This window comes from Enterococcus sp. PLH-Efm8 (assembly GCF_053011625.1).
In genome coordinates, this window is the sequence record NZ_CP172568.1 from 1078468 (window position 1) to 1101978 (window position 23511).

The following is a 23511-nucleotide window of genomic DNA, read 5'->3' on the forward strand; positions in this document are numbered from 1 at the left end:
GGAAAAAGGATGGAACAAGCGTATCTTGACTTAGGAAGAAAATTGTTGGAAGAAGGGCATCGTAAAGAAGACAGAACAGGCACAGGCACATTAAGCTTATTCGGATACCAAATGCGGTTTGATCTGCAAAAAGGGTTTCCTTTGTTAACAACGAAACGAGTACCTTTTGGATTGATCAAAAGCGAATTGCTTTGGTTTTTAAAAGGAGATACGAATATCCGCTATCTATTACAAAATAAAAACCATATTTGGGATGAATGGGCATTTGAACGCTACATCAAAAGTCCAGACTATAATGGACCAGATATGACTGATTTTGGCCATAGATGTTTGACAGATCCTGAATTCAATGAAGAATATAAAAAGCAGAGCAAGCTTTTTTGCGAGAAGATCCTAACCGATGATTCCTTTGCTGAAACATACGGCGATCTTGGACACATCTACGGCTATCAATGGCGTCACTGGGAAACAAAAGACGGTGGCTTTATCGATCAAATCAAACAAGTGATCGAAGCAATCAAAAAGACTCCTGATTCTAGAAGATTGATCGTTTCTGCATGGAATCCGGAAGATGTTCCTAGCATGGCTTTGCCTCCTTGTCATACGATGTTTCAATTTTATGTTCAAGAGGGACGGCTAAGCTGCCAATTGTATCAACGCAGTGGGGATGTGTTTCTAGGCGTTCCGTTCAACATTGCAAGTTATGCGTTGCTGACTCACCTAATTGCACATGAAACAGGTTTAGCGGTTGGCGAATTTGTTCACACATTAGGAGATGCTCATCTTTATATCAATCATATCGAACAAATGAAAGAACAATTGAGCCGAGAAATACGCGCATTTCCGACTTTAGTTTTGAATCAGGAAAAGCAGTCAGTATTTGATTTTGAGATGGAAGATATCCAATTAGAAGGATATGACCCACATCCGGCGATCAAAGCTCCTATCGCTGTTTAGAATCAGAAAGGATGAGAAAATGTTAGCTGCAATTTGGGCACAGGATGAAAACGGATTGATTGGAAAAGAAGACCGTCTTCCTTGGCGTTTGCCAAATGATCTGAAATTCTTCAAACAAATGACAGAAGCAAATACACTAGTGATGGGACGAAAAACATTCGAAGGGATGGGTAGCCGTCCGTTGCCGAATCGTCAGACGATTGTTTTGACGAGAGATTCTTCCTATAAAGCAGAAGGCGTGCATGTCATGCATAGTGTGGAAGACGTGCTTGCTCTGGAAAAAGAAACAGACGGTATCTTTTTCATCGCTGGAGGGTCAGCTGTTTATCAAGAATTTCTGCCATTTTGTACGATATTATACCGTACAGTCATCCATCATGTATTCGATGGAGATGCTTATTTTCCACCTGTTGACTGGTCTGATTGGTCACTGATCAATACTAGTCAAGGAGAAATGGATGAAAAAAATCGTTATCCGCATCAATTTGAAACGTATCAGCGTAATGAGAATCCTGTAAAAAGCGGGACAGGCGAATTGACGATATAAAAAAGCTATGGATAGACTAGCTGTTATTTAGAGCTGTCCCATCCATAGCTTTATTTTTTTTATTAAGTAAAGAATAAAACAGAGAAGTACATAAAACCTGCACCTAACATAACAAACAAATGCCAAACAACATGCATATAGCGGATAGAATTCAAGCTATAAAAGAATGCGCCTATCGTGTAAGAAAGCCCGCCTGCTACCATCAAAATAACACCAGTCATTCCAAGAGAGTGATAAAGAGGAACAGCAGCCACGACACAGAGCCACCCCATAAAAATATAGATGATCGTAGATACTTTTGATACTCTCTCCCGTTTATGCAACGTCAACGCTTTATATATAATGCCAAGAATCGCAAACAACCAGATTAATACAAATAAAGTCCAACCTAGCCATCCTCGGATACTCAGCAAACAAAAAGGAGTATAACTTCCTGCAATCAAAAGAAAAATCGAACTATGATCGAATACTTGGAACACCTTTTTTGCTTTTGTAAAAATCAATGAATGAAACAAAGTAGACGTTAAAAATAAAAGAATCATCATCGATCCATAGATAGCATAAGAGACAATATGGAGGGAGGAATGCAAGTGGGCACCTTTTACTAAAAGAACCACTAGTCCCGCGATACTCAATCCAGTCCCAATTCCATGGGTGACTGCATTAAACACTTCATTTAATATTTCATACGTTCGATTAAATTTCGTTTTTTCCATGAAAACGGCTCCTTTACTAGGTGTAATTAATGAAAAATCATTATTTGTCTGTTATACTAAAAATAGAAATTGTCTTACATGTAGTTTAACATGAATAAGGCATCTTGTTAAAGAAAGAGAGAGAGAAAATAATGACAAATGTAAAAATCGTAACAGATTCTTCATGTACGATGGAAAAAAATGTACGCGATGCTTTAGGCATTCGTGTCATGCCGCTATCCATCATGATCGACGGAACAGTATATCCCGATGATGACCAACTAGACGGCGAAAGATTTATGGAAATGATGGCGAAAGCAAAAAATCTGCCCAAAACAAGCCAACCACCAATTGGAGAATTCATCTCGATGTATGATGAGCTAGGAGAAGACGGCAGTGAAGTGATTTCGATCCATATGACAAAAGGCTTGAGTGGAACAGTAGAAGCAGCAAGACAAGCCAGTAATCTAACAAAAACGAAAGTAACGGTTATCGACAGTGATACCACTGACCAAGGATTATCTTTTCAGGTAATTCGAGCAGCTGAATTAGCAAAAGAAGGTAAAACAGTAGAGAAAATCCTTGAAGAAGTCAAAAAAGTACAAGACAATACAAAATTATACATCGGAATATCCACACTAGATAACTTGGTAAAAGGTGGAAGAATCAGCCGAACAACTGGTTTGCTGTCTAGTGTTTTGAACATACGCGTGGTGATGAATTTCGCCCATTCTGAATTAATCCCTGTAACTAAGGGGCGAGGAAAGAAAACGTTCGATAAATGGTTTAATAATTTGAAAAATGAACTGAAAGAATTGCCAAATGTGCGACAAATCGGTATTTCACATGCGGATGCAAAAGAATTGGCGCAAGAATTCAAAGAGGGTTTGCAAGAATTATTCCCGGACATGCATATCCCTGTACTGCATACGAATCCGGTTATCGCTACGCATACTGGTAAAGACGCGTTTGCAATCATGTATTATGTAGATTAGTCGAAAAGAGGATAAGCCCTCAGCCTGAAAGGCTTGCAGCTTATTCTCTTTTTCTTTATAAAATTAGGAAAATAATTGTTTTCTTTTTTCATAAAGACTACCTTTTTGATAAAATTTTTGATAACATTAGAACCAATCGAATACAAGAGGTGAAAAAATGAAATTAACGAAACGACATTTGATCCTCGTTTTGTTCCCATTATTAATTGCGATCATCATCTATGCAGGTTTAGCTGCTTCTATACCGAAAGCTGGCCCACTAATGAAACCAGTAACTACTGTGAGAGAAGATCCAAATAAAAAAGAAAAACTTCACTACATAGCTATCGGAGATTCGCTGACTGAAGGAGTAGGAGATCAAACCAAGCAAGGAGGATTCGTTCCCCTTGTCGCAAATGATCTAAAAGACCGTTATAATTTGACCGCGGTTGAAACAGAAAACTATGGTGTAAATGGTGAACGAAGTGACCAGATCTTAAAGCGAGTAAAAACAAAAGAAGAAATTCGAAACAATATCAAAACAGCTGATTTTATCACACTGACTGTTGGCGGTAATGATTTGATGAAAGTTATCCAAAATAATTTATTCGGGTTAACGGTCAATTCCTTTAAAAAGCCACTGAAAAACTATCAGGAAAATGTCACAGAACTATTGGAAGAATTTCGATCCCTCAATAAAACCGCACCTATTTACATTTTAGGCATCTACAATCCATTTTATTTGAACTTTCCTGAGATCACTGACATGCAGACAATTGTTAACAATTGGAACAAAGGAACAGAAACGGTGACAAAAAAAATGCCGAACTGCTACTTTATCCCAATCAATGATTTGCTTTATCAAGGATTGAATCAGGAAGTAGGTGTCACAGAAGAAGGAACAGATCAAACAACTAGCACGACAGAAAATCTAAATGGCATCAAAAATAATGTGCTCTATGAAGAAGATCATTTCCATCCAAATAATTTAGGTTATCAATTGATGGCAAATGCAGTGAGAGATCAGCTGATCGAGACACAAAACCAATGGTTAGAGAAGGAGGATGATCAATAAACATGAAAACAAGATCTGACGTATCTTCAAACAAAACAAAGAAAACAAATTACTGGAAATTCGCCTTCCTTATCCTTCTTGGGGTAGTACTTGGTTCGACCGTATTTTTAGGCAGCCGTATTTTTGCTAATCGGGAACCAGAACTCCCAGAAATACCAGCTCTTACGGAAAGACAAGGAGATCCTGTCTTAACGATCAATTCAAATAAAGAAAAAGTCAATCAAATCATCAGCTTTTTCCTTAGTGAGTATCAAAAAGATAGTGATATTGAATATAAATTTTATTTGGAAAATGAAGCACTACTCAATGGTACTTTCGAAGTACTAGGTTTTCCTATCGATTTCTATTTATATTTTGATCCGTATGTGATGGAAAACGGAAATGTCCAACTAAAAGCTAGAAGTCTTTCTATCGGAACATTGAGTTTGCCAATCAAAGATGTGATGAATATGATCAAGAGAAACTATAAATTACCAGATTGGATCGAAGTCAATACAGATGATCTGACTATCATGCTTAGGTTGGATCAATTCCGAATGCAAAACGGGATGTATATTAAAGCAGATAAAATCGACTTAGTAAATGATGACATTCGGTTTAGTCTATATTTGCCAAAAGATACCTCTGATGCTTCAAACAACTCAAATACCAACAAAACTAGCACCAGCAGTACTGAAAGCAAGACAAAAGAAAATAAAAAATCATCGGATGAGTAGTATTAGAGGGGGAATCATAATGGAACGAGCAATATTTGCAGGAGGCTGCTTCTGGTGTATGATCCAGCCTTTCGACACGCTTCCTGGTATCCATACAGTGATGTCAGGATATACTGGAGGGCATGTACCAGATCCGACTTATGAACAAGTAAAAAGCCAAACGACTGGACATACAGAAGCAGTGGAGATTATCTATGATCCAACATTGATTTCATATGAACAATTAGTAGAACTTTACTGGCAGCAAACTGATCCAACTGACGCTTTCGGACAATTCGAGGATCGCGGTGACAATTATCGCCCGGTGATCTTTTATTTGACAGAAGAACAGCGGATCATTGCTGAAAAAAGTAAGAAACAGTTAGCTGAAAGTGGACGTTTCGAACAGCCAATCGTTACAAAAATCGAACCAGCCCAACCATTTTATCTAGCAGAAGAAGACCATCAAGAGTATTATAAAAAGCATCCTGAAAATTTTAAAAGAAACCATGCACGCCGGGCTGCCTTTATCGAAGAAAATTGGAGGAACGAAGGGTGAATCGAAGCTTTTTTCATTATTTAATGACACTGCGAGGCGGTGGCACACATGATGCTTTATCTGTTTTCGCTACAGAAGCCGGTAAAGACATCCAATTTCCTAAGCACAGCTCTAGCTACGAAGAAATTTCTAATTATCTGGAACTGAATGTCGACTATTTGCCGTCCATGGATATCTTTGACGAAGCATGGGAAAAATATTTAGAAAATAATCATGACATATAAGAGATAGTTTTGTACTTTATGATCAAAAAAGTTTTTTGTCCAATAGCCTAATTGAAAGAATTATTTTTATTTCAGCTATCTAGTCGCATTTTTTTGATATTTTTCTTATAATAAAGAAAGAATGAAAAAAAGAGGGATGGATTGATAGAGATTGACAAAAAAACAACGCTATATTAATCGCTTCTGGCTTGTATTCAAATACTTACTTGTTTCTGTATTCCTTGCGTTCATGTTGCGGGGATTTTTATTCATCCCGGTACCAGTGGAAGGCAATTCAATGGAAAACGTGTTGAAGCAAGGTGATATGGTTGTGATGGAAAAATTTTCGGAGATCAGACGATTTGATATTGTTGTTTTTCAATTAGCAGATGGCACGATTTATATCAAACGAGTAATCGGTCTTCCAGGAGAAAATGTCAGCTACCAAAATGATCAATTGAAGATCAATGGGAAAGTAGTTAAGGAACCTTATCTAACTAAAAACCTGAAATCAGATCATGCAAATGCATCCTATACGACGGACTTTACACTACAAGAGCTAACGGGACAATCCAAGCTTCCGGAAGATAATTATTTTGTACTTGGAGATAATCGAAGAGTTTCAAAAGATAGTCGTTCGTTTGGCACGATCAATAAAACTGATATTCTAGGTAAAGCAAGATTTGTCTATTATCCACTTGATGAAATAAAATGGATCCAGTGAGAAACAATAAAGCGTGCAGTCTGTTGAGACTGCACGCTTTATTGTTTAATCCAAAATCAGTTTACTACCTTAGTACGTAAAATCAAACAGCTCGTTTAAACACTTTTCTAGCCTCTAAAGTTTTGATAAATGAATAAACAACCATTATTTGAATAGGGATTTGGATCATATTCCTGATGAATCTACCTAGAAAAATTACTTTGAAATCTGCACCAAACAAAACAGACATCAGCCAAGAATTGATAAAAAGGCTGACTGGGATCATAATCAATAATTGGGCAGCGATGACGGAAGGCAGGTTTATCTTTTTATGATATAAAAATAAGCCATTAATAAATCCACCAAGGAAAGCCGTGATAAGAAAAGCAGCTTGAAACGTTCCTGAACCAAATATCGTGAAATTTAAAGTGTTCGACAACATTTCAAGCAAACCAGCCCAGATCGGTCCATATAGATAACCCATAAGCGCCATACTTAAAAATCCGAATGTGATTTGAAAATAAGCAGGACCAATCGCTATCTTGTATAAGATGACATCAAGGGCTAATAAAAGAGCAGAGGTCGACAACAATCTTGCATTCATTTCGGGCAATCTAAAAACGTCTTTTGCAATCAAAGTGTTCAAAATATTCTCTCCTTTGTCAGTTAATAATAAAAGGATACCATAAAATCACCAATGTGTCATGACACATTGGTGATTTACATACACTGGCATCTAACAATTAAAAAAAGGGTGAGAAGACTGCTTTTATAAACTGTAAAAAAGAGATTGTACGAATAAAAAAAATAGAGGCGGAGAATACTTATCGTATCATCCGCCTTTGTTTTTTTGTTATAAAAAACGTCAGATTAGTTATCTGCTTACATCTTCATCCATACGGGTTCTAATGTATTTCCGTCTAGATCTTGGACTTCTAATGAAAACATTTCTTCTTCAGGCATTCCCATATCTACTTCGTGGAAAGTACCACCATTTTCTTTTGCAATTTGAGCAAATTTTTTTACTTCATCCGCATTTTCAACACTAAACGAAATCAAAGCACCACTTGTTTTTTTATTATCAGCTATTTCTTTATCTTTTATAAATTTTTTATAAAAATCATGAGAGAGAAGCATTATCCAAAAAGTGTCATCCCATACCATTGAACCAGCTTCTTCAGTAGAAAATTCTTCATTTTTTTTAAAACCCAGCTTTTCATAAAAAGCAACGGAACGATTGACATCAGCAACAGGAAAATTAACAAAAACCATACTATTCATTTGTTTCGTCTCCTTTCTGTTTTGTTCGTCTATCATCTCTTATTTAGGAAACGCTGTCAAAAATTTAGATTCATATATAGAAACCAAAATAAAAATTTGCATCATCAAAAAAGTGAAGATGTGATAGAATGAGGACTGGTTCACTTTCACTTAACTAATAGATGGAATTTCTTTATAACGCCGATTGTAAAATTAAGCTAGACAACTAAAAAAGTCATTTGTGCTACACTCAAAATAGTTCCGTCCAAAGAATTATAAGGAGTGAGTACAAATGACCTATACCCATCTTACAACGGATGAACTTGTAATGATAGAGTCTTATTTCAAAATAAATCAATCTGTTGCGAAAACTGCGCATTTCTTGAATCGTTCAAGACAAACGATCCATAAAGTATACCTGTTCTTCAAGCAAGGAAAATCAGCCTTAGAGTACTATCAACAGTATAAGAAAAACAAATCAAACTGTGGTAGACGCCCGCTTGTTTTACCTGAGGAACAATCAGAATATATTCAAAGAAAGGTTGTTCAAGGATGGACACCCGATGTGATTGTTGGTCGTGCAGCGTTTCCTATTCGTTGTTCTGCTCGTACCATTTATCGTATGTTCAAAAAGGGGCTATTTAATCCTTCTGACTTACCGATGAAAGGCAAGCGTAAACCAAATGGACATCAAGAAAGACGTGGAAAACAAGCTTTCCGTCGCTCTATTCATGAACGTGAAAAAGATTATAGCCAATTCTCAAATGAGTTTGGTCACCTTGAAGGTGACACTATCGTAGGTTTGAAACATAAAAGTGCTGTAATTACCTTAGTTGAGCGATTATCAAAAGTTATCATCACATTGAAACCGTGTGGTAGACAAGCGATTGATATTGAAAACAAATTAAATCATTGGTTTGAATCTGTACCGAAAAATCTATTCAAATCCATCACTTTTGATTGTGGAAAGGAATTTTCAAATTGGAAACAGATCAGTAATGCCAATGATATTGCCATTTATTTCGCTGATCCAGGAACGCCGTCTCAAAGAGGCCTAAACGAGAATTCTAACGGATTGTTACGTAGAGATGGTTTATTGAAATCTATGGATTTCAATTCAGTAGATGAATCTTTTATTCAATCTGTCGCATCGAAACGAAATAATATTCCTAGAAAATCACTGAATTATCGAACACCTTTGGAAGTATTTTTGAGTTACGTAAGTATTGATGATTTGTCTAACTTAATTTGACAATTAAGATAATAAAAAAGTGAATTTATATTGAAAAAGAAAAAAACAAGTAAAGCCGGGGAATATTCCGGTATGAAAGGAATGGAGAGAACAATGACCATCCAATGGTTTCCGGGACATATGGCAAAAGCCCGACGAGAAGTTTCTGAAAAAATGAAATATGTGGACATCGTATTTGAATTGGTAGACGCACGATTACCTTTATCTTCTCGTAATCCAATGCTAGATCAGATCATTCAGCAAAAACCTCGCCTTGTTTTATTGAATAAAGCGGATCTGGCAGATCCACAACAGACAAAGCTGTGGCAAGAATATTTTCGTAAACAAGGCCATCTTGCATTAGCTATCACGGCACAAGAAAGTAAAGGAATTAAAGGTCTAGTACCTGCGGCTAAAGAAGCATTGAAAGAAAAACGGGCAAGAGATGCTGCTCGGGGGATCAAGCCTCGCGCTATTCGGGCAATGGTCTTAGGTATTCCAAATGTTGGGAAATCTACGTTGATGAATCGACTAGTAGGCAAGAAAATTGCACAGACAGGAAATAAGCCTGGCGTAACAAAAGGTCAGCAGTGGCTTCGTTTAGGTAATGAGTTGGAATTGTTAGACACACCAGGGATTTTATGGCCCAAATTTGAAGATGAAGAAATCGGCAAAAAACTAGCGCTGACAGGCGCGATCAAAGACCAGCTTGTCCATTTAGATGATTTAGCGATTTACGGATTAGACTTTTTTGCCCGATATTATTCAGGAAGAATCAGCGATCGTTATGGTTTATCAATCGAGCAAGAAGAAAAATTGGCACCGGAATTACTGATGGATATTACAGCAAAACGTGGGTATAAAGAAGACTATGATCGTGGCAGCGAATTAGTCGTGCATGATATTCGTCAAGGAAAACTTGGACGATACACACTGGATCGTTGCGAAGAAATGGAGCAAAAAAGTGATGACTGAATCCATCCAAAGTATCAAAGAACGATTGAAAAGCATACAGAGAATAGATGATCCTACACTAGAATCATTAAGAAATGATCCACGCAAAGGCGTGCAGCAAGCACTGGCTTCTTTTGAACGACGATTGAAAAAGGAAGCATTAATTAAGGAAAAATATGAAGAAATGTTTTGCTTTGAAAAGCAAGGGTACGCACAAGGTCACCAATGGATTGCCGGCATTGATGAAGTAGGAAGAGGACCATTAGCTGGACCTGTCGTGGCAGCTGCAGTTATCTTGCCGAAAAATGAGATCATATTAGGGCTGAATGACTCCAAACAATTATCAGAGAAAAAGCGAGAACTTCTTTATCAACAAGTTCAAGAAAAAGCCCTGGCAATCGGGATCGGGATCGTTGATCAGCAGACAATCGATGATGTGAATATTTATGAAGCAAGTAAATTAGCGATGATCCAAGCAGTAGAAAAATTGTCCATTGTACCAAGCTATTTGTTGATCGATGCGATGACCTTGGATTTGCCTATTCAGCAGGAAAAAATAATCAAAGGGGATGCACGATCTGTGTCGATTGCTGCTGCAAGTATCATTGCTAAAGTATATCGAGACCAATTGATGAAAGAATATGACGTGCTTTATCCTGGATATGGTTTCTCGCATAATGCAGGTTATGGAACAAAGGAACACTTAGAAGGACTTGAACGACAAGGAATTACGCCAATCCATCGTAAAAGTTTTGCACCTGTAAAAAAATATTTACAATAAAAAACAGCCGCTTTTACGTATCTTATTAGAAAGAGAGACGAAAGGCGGTTTTATGATGTATCAAATAGAAGAAAATTTATTGAAACTTGCTTATACAAAAGGAATCAGTAGTCAAGGAAAATGGGCACTTGCTAACTGGATGATGCAGTATCCTTATAAAGAAATCGGATTTGAAGACATCATTAAGATAGGTAAAATAACCAAACACCGGGAGCTGTTTCGCAAAAGTTGGCAGGAAATTCACGCTAACTGGGGCAAAATCCAATCGAAACAGTCGTTTATCACTTGCTTTGATCCCAAATATCCCCCTCAGCTGCTTCACTTGACCTATCCGCCAATTGTACTGTTTTATAATGGTGATCTATCTTTACTTTCTTGTAACATGTTAAGCGTTGTTGGTGGAAGACACACTTCTGCTTTAGCCAAAAAAACAGTTTATTATTTACTAAAACCAGTGATAGAAGCTGGATATGTGATCGTCAGTGGCTGCGCGAAAGGGATAGATACATACGGTCACCAAGCAGCAATCTCTCATGGTGGACGGACAATCGCAGTCATTGGAACAGGGATAGAGCAAGTCTATCCTGCTGAAAATCGTGACTTGCAAGAGGTGATTGCAAATGATCATCTTCTTTTGAGTGAATATCCTCCTCAATCCGGCCCGAAAAAGCATTGTTTTCCAATGAGAAATCGGATTATCGCAGCTTTGTCTAAAGGAACATGTGTCTTTGAAGCCAAGAAAAAAAGCGGCTCTCTGATAACAGCACAGCAAGCATTGGATCTTGGAAGAACAGTTTTTTCTGTTCCAGGAAATATTTTAACAGAACATTCTACCGGATGTCATCATTTGATCCAAGACGGTGCAGTTTGCACGGTTTCGGGTGAAGATATCTTGGCAGAATTTAAAGAATAACACCATACTTTTCATTTGCTTTTCTTGACAAACGTTTTCTGAATGGATATGATTAGCTACGATTTGTATGAATCCTCTTTTAATAGTAGGAACACGACAATGGAAAGGAGTCCATTCAGTAATGGCGTATAAATATTTAGTGATTGTAGAATCACCTGCAAAAGCCAAGACAATTGAGAAATATCTTGGACGAAACTATAAAGTAATGGCCAGTGTTGGCCATATAAGAGATTTACCGAAAAGTAAAATGGGTATCGATTTTGAAAACAATTATGAACCCCATTATATTTCTATACGCGGAAAAGGCGATGTCATCAAAAGCCTGAAAGCCGCAGCAAAAAAAGCTCAAAAAGTTTACTTGGCAAGTGACCCGGATAGAGAAGGAGAAGCGATTGCTTGGCATTTAGCGTACCTACTTGGGTTGGATCTGAAAGAAAAAAATCGGGTGGTCTTCAATGAAATCACAAAAGACGCAGTCAAAGCAGCTTTTAAGGAACCAAGAACGATCGATGTAGATTTAGTAGATGCACAGCAAGCTCGTCGTACCTTAGACAGAATCGTTGGTTATTCGATCAGTCCTATTCTCTGGCGTAAGGTCAAGAAAGGGTTAAGTGCAGGACGTGTCCAATCTGTCGCTTTAAAAATTATTATTGACCGTGAAAAAGAGATCCGAGAATTTGTTCCAGAAGAATATTGGAGCATCGACGGTAATTTTAAAAAAGCTCGCAAGAAATTCAAAGCAAATTTCTGGGGAATCGACGGTAAGAAAAAGAAATTACCAGATGCACAAAGTGTAAAAGAAGTCACTGCTAGAATTGATGGAACAGACTTCGAAGTTAAAAAAGTAGAAAAGAAAGAGCGCAAAAGAAACCCTGCGAATCCTTTCACTACAAGTAGCCTGCAACAAGAAGCTGCCCGTAAGTTAAACTTTCGAACAAGAAAAACCATGATGGTAGCACAGCAATTATATGAAGGAATCACTTTGGGTAAACAAGGAACAGTCGGCTTGATTACATACATGCGTACTGATTCTACCCGGATTGCCGATACAGCAAAAGCAGAGGCCGCAGCATTTATTGAAGATACGTATGGAAAAGAATTTTCTAGACATGGTCACCGAAAGATCAAAAATGCTCAAGGCGCACAAGATGCCCATGAAGCTGTGCGTCCAACGAGTGTGCTTCGTACACCAGATGAACTCAAACAATATTTAGATAAAGATCAATTGAAACTTTATACATTGATCTGGTCACGTTTTGTGGCTAGTCAGATGACACCAGCTATTTTAGATACAATGAAAGTGACATTAGAACAAAATGGTGTCATCTTCATTGCGAACGGTTCAAAAATCAAATTCAAAGGATTCATGCAAGTGTATGTGGAAGGTAGAGATGACGGCAAAGAAGAGAAAGAAAATATTCTTCCAGAACTTGAAGAAGGCGATGTAGTCCAATCTGTTGATATTGAACCAAAACAACATTTTACTCAACCACCAGCACGTTTTAGTGAGGCTACGTTGATTCGTGCACTAGAAGAAAACGGGGTAGGGCGACCTTCCACTTATGCACCAACACTTGATACGATCCAAAGACGCTACTATGTAAAATTGACACAAAAAAGATTTGAGCCGACTGAACTAGGAGAAATTGTCAATTCATTAATCTGTGAATTCTTCCCTCAAATCGTCGATATCCATTTCACAGCAGAAATGGAAGGAGATTTGGATAAAATTGAAGAAGGCACGGAAGCGTGGGTCAAAGTGGTTGATCGTTTCTATAAACCGTTTGAAAAAGAACTGACGAATGCGGAAGAAAAAATCGAAAAAATTCAAATCAAAGATGAACCAGCAGGATTCGATTGTGATGTCTGTGGACATCCGATGGTGATAAAATTAGGGAAATATGGGAAGTTTTATGCTTGCAGTAATTTTCCTGATTGTCGGAATACGAAACCAATCGTAAAAGAAATCGGTGTGACTTGCCCAGTATGTCATGAAGGACAAGTCATTGAACGAAAATCTAAGAAAAACAGACTATTCTATGGTTGTTCCCGTTTCCCAGAATGTGAATTCACTTCTTGGGATAAACCAGTGGGCAGAAATTGTCCAAAATGTGACGGATATCTGGTCGAGAAGAAAGTCAAAGGCGGTAAACAAGTAGTCTGTGTAAATGGAGATTACGAAGAAGACATCCAAAAATAATAGAAAAGAGGTTCTTTCATTGAAAATGGTAAATGTTGTTGGAGCAGGGCTTGCCGGAAGTGAAGCTGCTTGGCAGATCGCACAAGCAGGAGTCCCTGTCCGTTTATATGAAATGCGTCCAGTCAAATCGACTGAGGCGCATCACACAAGTAATTTTGCTGAACTAGTATGTTCCAATTCATTAAGAGGAAACAGTTTGGCTAATGCAGTAGGGTTATTGAAAGAAGAAATGCGCCGATTGAATTCGGTAGTAATCACTTCGGCAGATGAAACAGCAGTGCCAGCTGGTGGTGCCTTAGCTGTTGACCGCGATTCTTTTTCTGAAACAATTACCCGAAAAGTCAAAGAGCATCCATTAGTAACAGTGATAAACGAAGAAATTACTGAAATACCGGAAGGAATCACCGTAGTAGCAACAGGACCTTTGACTTCTCATCCATTAGCAGAAAGCATCAAAGCATTCAATGGTTCAGATGGTTTTTATTTCTATGATGCAGCTGCACCAATCGTAGACAAAGCTACGATCGATATGGATAAAGTATATTTGAAGTCCCGCTATGACAAAGGAGAAGCAGCTTACTTGAACTGTCCGATGACAGAAGAGGAATTCAAAGCTTTCCATGAGGCACTAATCAATGCCGAAGTGGCAGAACTTAAATCTTTTGAGAAAGAAAAATATTTTGAAGGATGTATGCCAATTGAAGTAATGGCACAGCGAGGATTCAAAACGATGCTTTTCGGACCTATGAAACCAGTTGGATTGGAAGATCCTAAAACTGGCAAACGTCCTTATGCTGTTATCCAGCTGCGTCAAGACAATGCTGCAGCTTCTTTATACAACATCGTGGGCTTTCAGACTCACTTGAAATGGGGCGAGCAAAAACGTGTTTTCCGGATGATTCCTGGGTTAGAAAATGCTGAATTCGTTCGCTATGGTGTGATGCACCGAAACAGCTTTATGAATTCGCCAGAATTGCTGAAACCGACTTACCAATCAACGAAACGCGAAGATCTGTTCTTTGCAGGTCAGATGACTGGTGTAGAAGGCTATGTTGAAAGTGCAGCGAGCGGACTACTTGCTGGAATCAACGCCGCACGCTTAGCAAAAGAAATGGAACCAGTCGAGTTTCCACAAGAAACAGCTATTGGAAGTATGGCTTACTACATTACTCATGCGGAAGGAAAACATTTCCAACCGATGAATGCCAACTATGGTCTGTTTCCTGAACTGCCAGAGCGCATTCGAGACAAAAAAGCAAGATATGAAGCAATTGCACAACGAGCTTTAAAAGCTAATGAGGCAATAAAAACAGAATTAGAAAAAACTGCAATCCCAAATGAGTAAGGAAACTCCATGAAGAGGGTGAGACGGATAGTCTCGCTCTTTTTCTTGCGTTTTTCTTAAGAATTTCTCAAACAAAATGTGAGGAATTGCGCCAATTGTGAACAAACTTAGAAATATTGGTTAAATTCTGACAATTTATTTGTCTTTTTATAAACGCTGTGCTAAATTATTCTCTGGGACAAAAGGAAGGTGAGAAAATGACAGAAGCCACGTGGGAACAAAAATTTTTGCGTTATTTGATTGTCGAAAGAGGATATTCAGAAAAAACGAAAGAAGCATATGAAGAAGACATTCTCCATTTCAAACATTTTTTGGAGGAATCTGGAGACGCTGATCTGCTGAAGGCGGAATATTTTACGGTTCGTGTCTATTTGAGTGCATTAGCTGATCATCGTCCTAGCTATAGCAGAAATTCTATCAGTCGCAAGATAGCCAGCCTACGTTCGTTTTATCAGTATCTTCTCAAAGAAGAAGTGATAAAAGAAAATCCATTTTCTTACGTTCATCTCAAAAAGAAAAATTTGAGACTGCCACGTTTTTTTTATGAAAATGAAATGCAAGCACTTTTTGACAGCGTAGCAGGAGATAGTCCTTTGGATTTGAGGAACCGCGCTTTACTGGAAGTCCTTTACGGGTCAGGCATCCGTTTAAGTGAGTGTAGCAGTTTGTCGGTATCAGACATTGATTTTGATTCAGAGGTCATGTTGATCCATGGTAAAGGGAACAAAGAGAGATATGCTCCTCTAGGTTCTTTTGCTCAAGATGCTCTGCAAGAATATTTCAGGGAAGGCCGCCAGGTATTGATGACAAAATATCACGAAGAGCATGATATCGTTTTTGTGAATCATCATGGAAAACCAATCACGCCTACTGGAATTGAATATGTCTTGAATCAAATGATCAAAAAAAGCAGTTTGGATAGTGATATCCATCCTCACATGCTGCGCCATACATTTGCTACTCATTTATTAAATAATGGGGCAGATTTGCGGACAGTCCAAGAATTGCTAGGACATGCCAATTTATCGACTACCCAGATCTATGCCCATGTAACAAAAGAAAGTTTACAAAAAAACTATCGTTCTTTCCATCCAAGAGCGTAAAAATAAGGAAAAGAACAAATTTAGGAGGAAACAAACATGGTCGAATCACCATTTCATTCAACCACTATCTGTGCCGTCGAAAAAGACGGGAAATTTGCTATGGCTGGAGATGGCCAAGTAACAATGGGTGAATCTGTTGTCATGAAAGGCACTGCAAAGAAAGTACGACGTATCTACAATGGAGAAGTTGTTGTAGGTTTCGCCGGAAGTGTTGCAGATGCGTTTACTTTAGAAGAAAAATTTGAAGGCAAACTAAACGAATATAACGGGAATCTACAACGCGCAGCTGTCGAATTAGCTCAAGAATGGCGGACACAGCAATCTATGCAAAAACTTGAAGCGATGCTGATCGTAATGAATGATAAAGAAATGCTTCTTGTTTCAGGTACAGGAGAAGTTATCACACCAGATGATGGTATCTTAGCTATCGGATCAGGAGGGAATTTTGCGTTGGCTGCAGCCCGAGCAATGAAAAACTATGCTCAAAACGACATGAGTGCGAAAGAAATTGCAGAAAATGCGTTAAATATTGCCGCAGATATCTGTATCTTTACTAATCATAATATTATCGTAGAAGAACTGTAAGAGGTGAGTAGATATGTATGAATTAAAACAAACACCAAGACAAATCGTAAGTGAATTAGATGAATATATCGTAGGACAGCACGCAGCAAAAAAATCTGTTGCCGTTGCTTTGCGTAACCGCTATCGCCGTTTGCAGTTAGATGAAAAAATGCAACAAGATATTACACCAAAAAATATGCTGATGATCGGACCTACAGGGGTCGGTAAAACAGAAATCGCACGACGTTTGGCAAAAATCGTCAATGCACCATTTGTCAAAGTCGAAGCAACAAAATTTACTGAAGTCGGTTATGTCGGAAGAGATGTAGAATCAATGGTTCGGGATTTAGTAGAAAATGCGATCCAAATCGTAGAAAAAGAGCAGTACAGCCGTGTATACACAAGTGCTAAAAAAAATGCAGAAAAACGTTTGGTAAAAATCTTGGTACCTGGTATCAAAAAAGAACAGAAACAATCCACTAATCAATTTGAACAAATGATGAATCTTTTTAATGCTAGTCAGCAAAATACCGCTGAACCGCAAGAAGAAGTGACAGAAGATATTCGAATCAATCGCCGTACAGTCTTGGAACAACTACAAAAGGGTTTACTGGATAGTCGTGAAGTAACCATTGAAGTTGAAGACCAAAAGAAACCTGCACCAATGATGAACAATGGATTGGAGCAAATGGGGATCGACCTAAATGAAACTCTAGGTGCTTTGACACCGAAGAAAAAAGTGGAACGGACGGTAACAGTCAAAGAAGCTTTAGAGTTATTGATCAAGGAAGAATCAGCAAAATTAGTCAAGGATGCTGATATCCATAGTGAGGCAATCAAATTAGCGGAAGAAAGTGGAATTATTTTTATCGATGAAATCGATAAGATCACTTCTAAATCACAGCAATCTGGAGAAGTATCCAGAGAAGGCGTCCAAAGAGACATATTGCCAATTGTCGAAGGTTCACAAGTAAACACAAAATACGGGATCATCCAAACAGATCACGTCCTATTCATTGCTTCAGGAGCTTTCCATTTGTCTAAACCAAGTGATCTAATTCCAGAACTTCAAGGACGCTTCCCGATACGGGTAGAATTAGATGATTTGACAGCTGAAGATTTTGTGAAGATTCTGACCGAACCAAATAATGCTTTAGTAAAACAATACGTCGCGTTGATCGGTACAGAAAATGTGTCAGTTACGTTTACAAAAGAAGCAATTGAACGGATCGCTCAAATCGCTTTCGATGTCAACCGTGACACAGATAATATCGGCGCACGCAGACTGCATACCATTTTGGAAAAACTACTAGAAGATCTATTATTTGAAGCACCAGATATGCAAATGGGAGAAATAACGATCACAGAAGCATATGTGGATGACAAACTTGGCTCAATTGCGGCAAATGAAGATTTAAGTCGCTATATTTTATAAAAAATCGGAGGACGACAATGACAGACTTGCTAACGAAAACCCGCAAGATAAACACACTTTTGCAGCAAAAGAATACTTTTGACATGCAAGCAGATTTGCCTTACGATAAAATGGCTGTCACACTAGGTGGTATTCTTGACAGCAACACCTATATCATAGGAAGTGACGGAGTATTACTAGGTTATAATGAACGTCACGATGTGAACAATGAACGAATCAAAACAATGTTTGTTGAGAAACAATTTCCTGAATCTTATACTGATACAGTGGCACAGTTGATGAAAACTGAAGCTAATATCCCAATTACTAGTGATATTACTGCATTTCCGGTAGAGTCAAGAGAGAAATATCCATTTGGTCTGACGACTGTCGTTCCGATCTTTGGAGCTGGCGAACGTTTGGGTACGATTATCTTATCTCGTATGGAACAATCGTTTGCAGATGACGATCTAGTCTTAGCAGAATATGGAGCTACGGTTGTCGGTATGCAGATCCTTTATCAGAAGTCTCGAAGCATCGAAGCAGATGTACGGAGTGCAACGGCTGTCCAAATGGCAATCAACACATTATCTTATAGCGAATTGAAGGCTGTACAAGCTATCTTTGAAGCATTGGATGGAGATGAAGGTCGTCTGACTGCTTCTAATATTGCCGATAGTATCGGCATCACTCGTTCTGTGATCGTCAATGCTTTACGAAAATTGGAATCAGCTGGAATCATTGAATCTCGTTCGTTAGGCATGAAGGGAACTTATTTAAAAGTATTGAATTCCCGTTTTAAAGACGAGTTAGCAAAACACAGTTATTAGAAGTAAGGGGACTGGGGCAGATAGAAATGTTTGTTCCAGCCTTCCCATTTTAAAAAGTAAGTCGAAGTTGGAGGAATGGCAATGACTGTTATTATTCAAAATGACCAGCTGATCGCCGAAATCGCTGAACACGGTGCGGAATTGATCAGTCTGAAATCAAAAGAACATGGTTTAGAGTATATCTGGCAAGGTGATCCAGCGTATTGGGGCAGACATGCACCGGTTTTATTCCCTTTTGTTGGACGTTTAAAAGATGATCAGTATGTTTATCAAGGGAAAACATATCAAATGGGGCAACACGGATTTGCTCGGGATATGGATTTTGAAGTCATTGAACATGGACAAGAAATGGCTAGTTTCATCTTAAGGAGTACGCCGGAGACATTAGAAAAGTATCCATTTGATTTTGAATTAGTGATCAGCTATGAATTAGGAGGAGACGGCATCACGGTTCATTATCAAGTGGCAAATACCGGTGAAAAAGAAATGTTCTTTTCTATCGGTGGACATCCTGCTTTCAATGTACCTCTTGAAGAAGGATTGTCATTTGAAGATTTCTATCTGGCATTTTCTCCATTGAAATCAAGATTACGCCTACCATTGAAAGGCCCATTCATCGATATGGATCAAAAGACGTTAGGTCAGACAAATACGAATCTGGCTTTGAATCGTGAACTTTTTGAGCAAGATGCCTTGGTTTTTGAAACAAGGGGTCTAAATGCGTACGCCATTCGAAGTGAAAAATCTTCCCATAGCGTAACTTTAAGCTATAAAGATATGCCTTATGTAGGGATCTGGTCTCCTTATCCAAAAGAAGCGCCTTTCGTTTGTATCGAACCGTGGTGCGGAATCGCTGACACGGTGAACAGTAGTGGAAACTTGATGGAAAAAGTAGGGATCAATCAACTAGGTGCCCATGAAATCTTCAAGACAAAATATTCCATCACAGTGAAGTAAGAGGTTGTGACCGAGAAGTTAGCAGGGAACACCGTTTACCAAGGTGTGTAAAAAAGCTATCCTGTAAGTAATAAGGGAGTGTGACATCGATTTGTCACACTCCCGTTTTATCTCTTTGGAATGAAAAAGTATCAGGATTTTTTCTTGCTGCTATTCAAACCAAACGGGATTCGACTTTCAGTATGGTTTCTGATACGCTTGATATTGTCTTTATGCCGATAAAAGATAAAGGAAGAAACTAAAAAGGCAATGATCGTCAGTAACCAATTGGGCTTAGCCAAAATCACAGGAGCTACATAAGGAAGGACGATCGTAGATAAAGTGATCAATACTGCACTGATCATACTGCTCAAACTCACCATACTTGTACAAAATAAACTAACGATAAAGATGATACAAGAATAAACAAAAAATACAGGATTAAATCCTAAAAGCATTCCTGCACTTGTCGCAACAGCTTTTCCTCCTTTGAACCCAGCAAAAATCGGAAATGTATGGCCAAGAATGGCGCATACCCCAAACCAAAGAGGGTTAATCCCAGAAAGGTGGAAGATCATCGGCAAACAAGTAGCCAATGTACCTTTTAAAATATCCATAAGCAGGACAACAATCCCGGCTGTTTTGCCTAATACACGAAATGTATTGGTCGTTCCAGTATTACCGCTCCCGTGTTGTCGGATATCTTTTTTGAAAAACAATTTGCCAATCCAGACACCGGAAGGAATAGAACCTAAAAGATATGCTAAAATAAGTAATAAGATCAATTTCATTTTTTACCCTCTTTCAAGTTGAAAACTATCCTTTATTTTAGCATGAATAGGTAACAGGAACAATTGAAAAAATGAAAGATACAAGTATAATAGATGGAATAAAAAGAAAAGCAAGGGGTGGCAGAAATGTCTGTAAAAAATCCAACACAAGAAACGATTTTCAACTATTTGGAAGAAGCAAAAAATATTGCCGTCGTAGGCTTGAGCAATAAACCAGAACGAACAAGTTACATGGTTGCACAGGTATTGCAAGACAATGGATATAAAATCATACCAGTAAATCCATTATTGGCTGGTGAAGAAATTCTAGGCGAGAAAGTCTATGCGAATTTGACAGAAATCGATGATCCAATCGATATCGTAGATGTATTTAGACGGAGTGAATTTTTACCTGAAATAGCAGGTGATTTTTTGAAAACTGATGCTAAAGTGTTCTGGGCACAATTAGGGATTGAAAACAAAGAAGCAGCTGAGATGCTAAGAAAAGCAGGACGTACAGATATCGTAATGGATCGTTGTATTAAGATTGAACTTGGTAAGTTGAAAGAAAACCAAAAATAAAAATGACCACAAAGAAGAGATGATCGATAGAGGGGAATGTCGAAAAAGCGGTTAGGAGATAATTAAAATTGATTTCTCGTCTACCCTCTTTTTTTTCACGACCTTTTCTAGTATGATAATCGTGGTGCGGTTTTGCCGCAAAGTATTATTGAAGGAGCGTTTGCCTTGGCAAAAAAAGTAAACAACGAATACAATGACTCGTCCATCCAAGTATTGGAAGGATTAGAGGCAGTTAGAAAAAGACCAGGGATGTACATTGGATCCACTGACAGCCGAGGCTTGCATCATTTAGTCTATGAAATCGTCGATAATGCAGTTGACGAAGCATTATCAGGTTATGGCAGTGAGATTGATGTGACCATCCATGAAGACAATAGTATAACTGTTGCAGATAGCGGACGTGGGATGCCTGTAGGAATGCATGCTTCCGGAATACCAACAGTTGAAGTGATTTTTACTGTGCTGCATGCTGGCGGAAAGTTTGGTCAAGGAGGGTACAAAACTTCTGGTGGACTGCACGGTGTAGGAGCCAGTGTGGTAAATGCCTTATCGAAATGGCTAATTGTAACGATCGTTAGAGATGGCGTAGAGTATCAGCAGAAATTTAAAAACGGCGGTAAACCTGACGGTACTTTGAAAAAGATAGGAAAAACAAAAAAAGCAAACGGGACGACTGTCCATTTTTTACCAGATGATACAATATTCAGTACAACGAAATTTTCATATGAAATTTTAGCCGAACGGTTAAGAGAATCTGCCTTTCTTCTAAAAGGCGTTAAAATCTCTCTTTCTGATCTTCGTGGAGAAGAACCAGTCAAGGAAATTTTTCATTACGAAGAAGGAATCAAAGAATTTGTTGATTATCTGAATGAAGAAAAAGATACATTGACACCAGTTGTTTATTTTTCAGGAGAAAAAGAAGGTATCGAAGTAGAGGTCGCTTATCAATACAATGACGGTTATTCAGAAAATGTTTTATCTTTTGTCAATAACGTTCGGACAAAAGATGGGGGAACCCATGAAGCTGGTATGAAAGCGGCGATGACGAAATCTTATAATGAATATGCGAGAAAAGTTGGTTTGCTGAAAGAACGGGACAAGAATCTGGAAGGTAGTGATTTCAGAGAAGGGTTAGCTGCTGTACTTTCTATCCGTGTACCTGAAAATCTTCTGCAATTTGAAGGGCAAACAAAAGAAAAACTTGGTACGCCAGTTGCTCGTACCGTAGTAGATAACGTCATCAGTGAACAAATGGGCTTTTATTTGCAGGAAAATAGCGAAATGAGCCAGATGTTGGTCCGTAAAGCAATCAAAGCCAGAGAAGCGAGAGAAGCAGCACGTAAAGCCAGAGAAGAAAGCCGAAATGGGAAGAAGCGTAAAAAAGGCGAATCTCTTCTTTCAGGAAAATTGACACCCGCACAATCCCGAAACCCTAAGAAAAATGAATTGTATTTAGTCGAAGGGGATTCTGCTGGCGGATCTGCTAAACAAGGAAGAGACAGAAAGTTCCAAGCAATTCTACCTTTACGAGGAAAAGTCATCAATACCGAAAAAGCTAAAATGCAAGATATCTTGAAAAATGAAGAAATCAATACGATGATCTATACGATTGGTGCAGGAGTCGGTCCTGAGTTTTCTATCGAAGACTGTAATTACGACAAAGTAATCATCATGACCGATGCGGATACAGACGGCGCCCATATTCAAGTATTACTGCTTACTTTCTTTTATCGTTATATGAAACCGCTGATTGAAGCTGGGAAAGTATATATCGCGTTACCGCCTTTATATAAAGTATCCAAAGGACAAGGAAAGAAGCAAGTCATTGAATATGCGTGGACAGATGACGAATTGGCAGCAATGATTAAAAAAGTCGGCAAAGGATATATGCTGCAGCGATATAAAGGACTTGGAGAGATGAATGCGGAACAATTGTGGGAAACAACGATGGATCCGACTTCCCGTACGTTGATCCGCGTCCGTATCGATGATGCTGCGCAAGCTGAACGTCGAGTAACCACACTGATGGGTGACAAAGTAGAACCTCGAAGAAAATGGATCGAAAATCACGTGCAATTTACGCTCGAAGAAGATGGCAGTATCTTAGATAAAAAAGAGGATACTGAAATCTCTCCTTCAGTTTCTAATGATTTATTAGATGAAGAACGAGCAGATAAAAATGAAAACAATCAGTTATTTGAAGTAGAATAGGAGGTCACC

Annotated in this window: 25 protein-coding genes; 21 read left to right on the forward strand and 4 right to left on the reverse strand. The window is 38.4% G+C overall.

Annotated features, from left to right (window positions below):
* Window positions 1-9 precede the first annotated feature (9 nt).
* On the forward strand, window positions 10-957 hold the full coding sequence (locus ACIFUW_RS05380; RefSeq protein WP_002294416.1) for a thymidylate synthase: 948 nt from the start codon (window positions 10-12) through the stop codon (window positions 955-957).
* A 19-nt stretch (window positions 958-976) separates the two neighbouring features.
* Window positions 977-1504, forward strand: a complete 528-nt coding sequence (locus ACIFUW_RS05385) for a dihydrofolate reductase (RefSeq protein ID WP_002288392.1) — start codon at window positions 977-979, stop codon at window positions 1502-1504.
* A 62-nt stretch (window positions 1505-1566) separates the two neighbouring features.
* Here ACIFUW_RS05385 and trhA read toward each other — a convergent pair whose 3' ends face one another.
* Window positions 1567-2220 carry a PAQR family membrane homeostasis protein TrhA gene (gene trhA / locus ACIFUW_RS05390; RefSeq protein WP_002288393.1) on the reverse strand — a complete coding sequence of 218 codons (654 nt, stop codon included), beginning with the start codon at window positions 2218-2220 and terminating at the stop codon, window positions 1567-1569.
* Window positions 2221-2351: 131 nt separating this feature from the next.
* On the opposite strand from trhA, the gene ACIFUW_RS05395 reads away from it, so the two are divergent.
* The 6 genes from ACIFUW_RS05395 (at window position 2352) to lepB (ending at window position 6429) form a co-directional block, all read left to right on the forward strand.
* A complete protein-coding gene (locus ACIFUW_RS05395) occupies window positions 2352-3194 on the forward strand; it encodes a DegV family protein (RefSeq protein ID WP_002288394.1) in 843 nt (280 codons plus the stop codon).
* A 157-nt stretch (window positions 3195-3351) separates the two neighbouring features.
* Window positions 3352-4248, forward strand: a complete 897-nt coding sequence (locus tag ACIFUW_RS05400; RefSeq protein WP_002288395.1) for an SGNH/GDSL hydrolase family protein — start codon at window positions 3352-3354, stop codon at window positions 4246-4248.
* Between the two features lie 2 nt (window positions 4249-4250).
* Window positions 4251-4964 (forward strand): YpmS family protein, encoded by a 714-nt coding sequence (locus ACIFUW_RS05405; protein ID WP_002288396.1) that lies wholly within the window; start codon window positions 4251-4253, stop codon window positions 4962-4964.
* 19 nt (window positions 4965-4983) lie between these two features.
* Window positions 4984-5502: a peptide-methionine (S)-S-oxide reductase MsrA gene (msrA, locus tag ACIFUW_RS05410; RefSeq protein ID WP_002288397.1), complete on the forward strand. Its 519-nt coding sequence runs from the start codon at window positions 4984-4986 to the stop codon at window positions 5500-5502.
* Complete coding sequence (locus ACIFUW_RS05415) at window positions 5499-5726, forward strand: YozE family protein (RefSeq protein WP_002288398.1); 228 nt, start codon at window positions 5499-5501, stop codon at window positions 5724-5726. Before msrA ends, ACIFUW_RS05415 begins: the two co-directional genes overlap by 4 nt.
* A 151-nt stretch (window positions 5727-5877) precedes the next feature.
* Entirely contained in the window at window positions 5878-6429 is a 552-nt protein-coding gene (lepB, locus tag ACIFUW_RS05420) for a signal peptidase I (RefSeq protein ID WP_002294418.1), read from the forward strand.
* 82 nt (window positions 6430-6511) lie between these two features.
* On the opposite strand, the gene ACIFUW_RS05425 is transcribed toward lepB, so the two are convergent.
* Window positions 6512-7054 carry a folate family ECF transporter S component gene (locus ACIFUW_RS05425; RefSeq protein WP_002288403.1) on the reverse strand — a complete coding sequence of 181 codons (543 nt, stop codon included), beginning with the start codon at window positions 7052-7054 and terminating at the stop codon, window positions 6512-6514.
* 236 nt (window positions 7055-7290) lie between these two features.
* Window positions 7291-7689, reverse strand: coding sequence for a VOC family protein (locus tag ACIFUW_RS05430; RefSeq protein ID WP_002288405.1), 399 nt, complete (start codon window positions 7687-7689; stop codon window positions 7291-7293).
* 271 nt (window positions 7690-7960) lie between these two features.
* Here ACIFUW_RS05430 and ACIFUW_RS05435 point away from each other — a divergent pair, with 271 nt between their 5' ends.
* From ACIFUW_RS05435 to ACIFUW_RS05485, 11 genes are all read left to right on the forward strand, one after another.
* Window positions 7961-8920 carry an IS30 family transposase gene (locus ACIFUW_RS05435; protein ID WP_002287225.1) on the forward strand — a complete coding sequence of 320 codons (960 nt, stop codon included), beginning with the start codon at window positions 7961-7963 and terminating at the stop codon, window positions 8918-8920.
* 93 nt (window positions 8921-9013) lie between these two features.
* Complete coding sequence (gene ylqF / locus ACIFUW_RS05440) at window positions 9014-9874, forward strand: ribosome biogenesis GTPase YlqF (protein ID WP_002296988.1); 861 nt, start codon at window positions 9014-9016, stop codon at window positions 9872-9874.
* Window positions 9867-10634: a ribonuclease HII gene (locus tag ACIFUW_RS05445; RefSeq protein ID WP_002296990.1), complete on the forward strand. Its 768-nt coding sequence runs from the start codon at window positions 9867-9869 to the stop codon at window positions 10632-10634. The genes ylqF and ACIFUW_RS05445 overlap by 8 nt, the downstream gene beginning before the upstream one ends.
* Window positions 10635-10689: 55 nt before the next feature.
* Window positions 10690-11547, forward strand: coding sequence for a DNA-processing protein DprA (gene dprA, locus ACIFUW_RS05450; protein WP_002303743.1), 858 nt, complete (start codon window positions 10690-10692; stop codon window positions 11545-11547).
* Window positions 11548-11668: 121 nt separating this feature from the next.
* Window positions 11669-13747 (forward strand): type I DNA topoisomerase, encoded by a 2079-nt coding sequence (gene topA / locus ACIFUW_RS05455; protein ID WP_060805006.1) that lies wholly within the window; start codon window positions 11669-11671, stop codon window positions 13745-13747.
* Complete coding sequence (gene trmFO, locus ACIFUW_RS05460) at window positions 13716-15092, forward strand: FADH(2)-oxidizing methylenetetrahydrofolate--tRNA-(uracil(54)-C(5))-methyltransferase TrmFO (protein ID WP_002320953.1); 1377 nt, start codon at window positions 13716-13718, stop codon at window positions 15090-15092. The genes topA and trmFO overlap by 32 nt, the downstream gene beginning before the upstream one ends.
* 197 nt (window positions 15093-15289) lie before the next feature.
* Entirely contained in the window at window positions 15290-16195 is a 906-nt protein-coding gene (gene xerC, locus ACIFUW_RS05465) for a tyrosine recombinase XerC (protein ID WP_002288415.1), read from the forward strand.
* A gap of 36 nt (window positions 16196-16231) precedes the next feature.
* Complete coding sequence (gene hslV, locus ACIFUW_RS05470) at window positions 16232-16780, forward strand: HslVU peptidase proteolytic subunit (protein ID WP_002288419.1); 549 nt, start codon at window positions 16232-16234, stop codon at window positions 16778-16780.
* 13 nt (window positions 16781-16793) lie between these two features.
* Window positions 16794-18194 (forward strand): ATP-dependent protease ATPase subunit HslU, encoded by a 1401-nt coding sequence (gene hslU / locus ACIFUW_RS05475; protein WP_002288421.1) that lies wholly within the window; start codon window positions 16794-16796, stop codon window positions 18192-18194.
* Between the two features lie 17 nt (window positions 18195-18211).
* On the forward strand, window positions 18212-19003 hold the full coding sequence (codY, locus tag ACIFUW_RS05480; RefSeq protein ID WP_002290223.1) for a GTP-sensing pleiotropic transcriptional regulator CodY: 792 nt from the start codon (window positions 18212-18214) through the stop codon (window positions 19001-19003).
* Between the two features lie 81 nt (window positions 19004-19084).
* Entirely contained in the window at window positions 19085-19960 is an 876-nt protein-coding gene (locus tag ACIFUW_RS05485) for an aldose 1-epimerase family protein (RefSeq protein ID WP_002296994.1), read from the forward strand.
* A gap of 131 nt (window positions 19961-20091) precedes the next feature.
* Here ACIFUW_RS05485 and plsY read toward each other — a convergent pair whose 3' ends face one another.
* A complete protein-coding gene (gene plsY, locus ACIFUW_RS05490) occupies window positions 20092-20730 on the reverse strand; it encodes a glycerol-3-phosphate 1-O-acyltransferase PlsY (protein WP_002296995.1) in 639 nt (212 codons plus the stop codon).
* A 126-nt stretch (window positions 20731-20856) separates the two neighbouring features.
* Here plsY and ACIFUW_RS05495 point away from each other — a divergent pair, with 126 nt between their 5' ends.
* Entirely contained in the window at window positions 20857-21291 is a 435-nt protein-coding gene (locus ACIFUW_RS05495) for a CoA-binding protein (RefSeq protein WP_002296996.1), read from the forward strand.
* Between the two features lie 165 nt (window positions 21292-21456).
* Window positions 21457-23502 (forward strand): DNA topoisomerase IV subunit B, encoded by a 2046-nt coding sequence (gene parE / locus ACIFUW_RS05500; RefSeq protein ID WP_002303746.1) that lies wholly within the window; start codon window positions 21457-21459, stop codon window positions 23500-23502.
* Window positions 23503-23511 lie beyond the last annotated feature (9 nt).

Bases quoted from the DNA above. Each gene is read 5' to 3' on its own strand.
- ACIFUW_RS05380 (WP_002294416.1), top strand. From the start codon at position 10: ATGGAACAAGCGTATCTTGACTTAGGAAGAAAATTGTTGGAAGAAGGG.
- ACIFUW_RS05385 (WP_002288392.1), top strand. From the start codon at position 977: ATGTTAGCTGCAATTTGGGCACAGGATGAAAACGGATTGATTGGAAAA.
- trhA (WP_002288393.1), bottom strand. From the start codon at position 2,220: ATGGAAAAAACGAAATTTAATCGAACGTATGAAATATTAAATGAAGTG.
- ACIFUW_RS05395 (WP_002288394.1), top strand. From the start codon at position 2,352: ATGACAAATGTAAAAATCGTAACAGATTCTTCATGTACGATGGAAAAA.
- ACIFUW_RS05400 (WP_002288395.1), top strand. From the start codon at position 3,352: ATGAAATTAACGAAACGACATTTGATCCTCGTTTTGTTCCCATTATTA.
- ACIFUW_RS05405 (WP_002288396.1), top strand. From the start codon at position 4,251: ATGAAAACAAGATCTGACGTATCTTCAAACAAAACAAAGAAAACAAAT.
- msrA (WP_002288397.1), top strand. From the start codon at position 4,984: ATGGAACGAGCAATATTTGCAGGAGGCTGCTTCTGGTGTATGATCCAG.
- ACIFUW_RS05430 (WP_002288405.1), bottom strand. From the start codon at position 7,689: ATGAATAGTATGGTTTTTGTTAATTTTCCTGTTGCTGATGTCAATCGT.
- ACIFUW_RS05435 (WP_002287225.1), top strand. From the start codon at position 7,961: ATGACCTATACCCATCTTACAACGGATGAACTTGTAATGATAGAGTCT.
- ylqF (WP_002296988.1), top strand. From the start codon at position 9,014: ATGACCATCCAATGGTTTCCGGGACATATGGCAAAAGCCCGACGAGAA.
- ACIFUW_RS05445 (WP_002296990.1), top strand. From the start codon at position 9,867: ATGACTGAATCCATCCAAAGTATCAAAGAACGATTGAAAAGCATACAG.
- dprA (WP_002303743.1), top strand. From the start codon at position 10,690: ATGTATCAAATAGAAGAAAATTTATTGAAACTTGCTTATACAAAAGGA.
- topA (WP_060805006.1), top strand. From the start codon at position 11,669: ATGGCGTATAAATATTTAGTGATTGTAGAATCACCTGCAAAAGCCAAG.
- trmFO (WP_002320953.1), top strand. From the start codon at position 13,716: ATGGAGATTACGAAGAAGACATCCAAAAATAATAGAAAAGAGGTTCTT.
- xerC (WP_002288415.1), top strand. From the start codon at position 15,290: ATGACAGAAGCCACGTGGGAACAAAAATTTTTGCGTTATTTGATTGTC.
- hslV (WP_002288419.1), top strand. From the start codon at position 16,232: ATGGTCGAATCACCATTTCATTCAACCACTATCTGTGCCGTCGAAAAA.
- hslU (WP_002288421.1), top strand. From the start codon at position 16,794: ATGTATGAATTAAAACAAACACCAAGACAAATCGTAAGTGAATTAGAT.
- codY (WP_002290223.1), top strand. From the start codon at position 18,212: ATGACAGACTTGCTAACGAAAACCCGCAAGATAAACACACTTTTGCAG.
- ACIFUW_RS05485 (WP_002296994.1), top strand. From the start codon at position 19,085: ATGACTGTTATTATTCAAAATGACCAGCTGATCGCCGAAATCGCTGAA.
- plsY (WP_002296995.1), bottom strand. From the start codon at position 20,730: ATGAAATTGATCTTATTACTTATTTTAGCATATCTTTTAGGTTCTATT.
- ACIFUW_RS05495 (WP_002296996.1), top strand. From the start codon at position 20,857: ATGTCTGTAAAAAATCCAACACAAGAAACGATTTTCAACTATTTGGAA.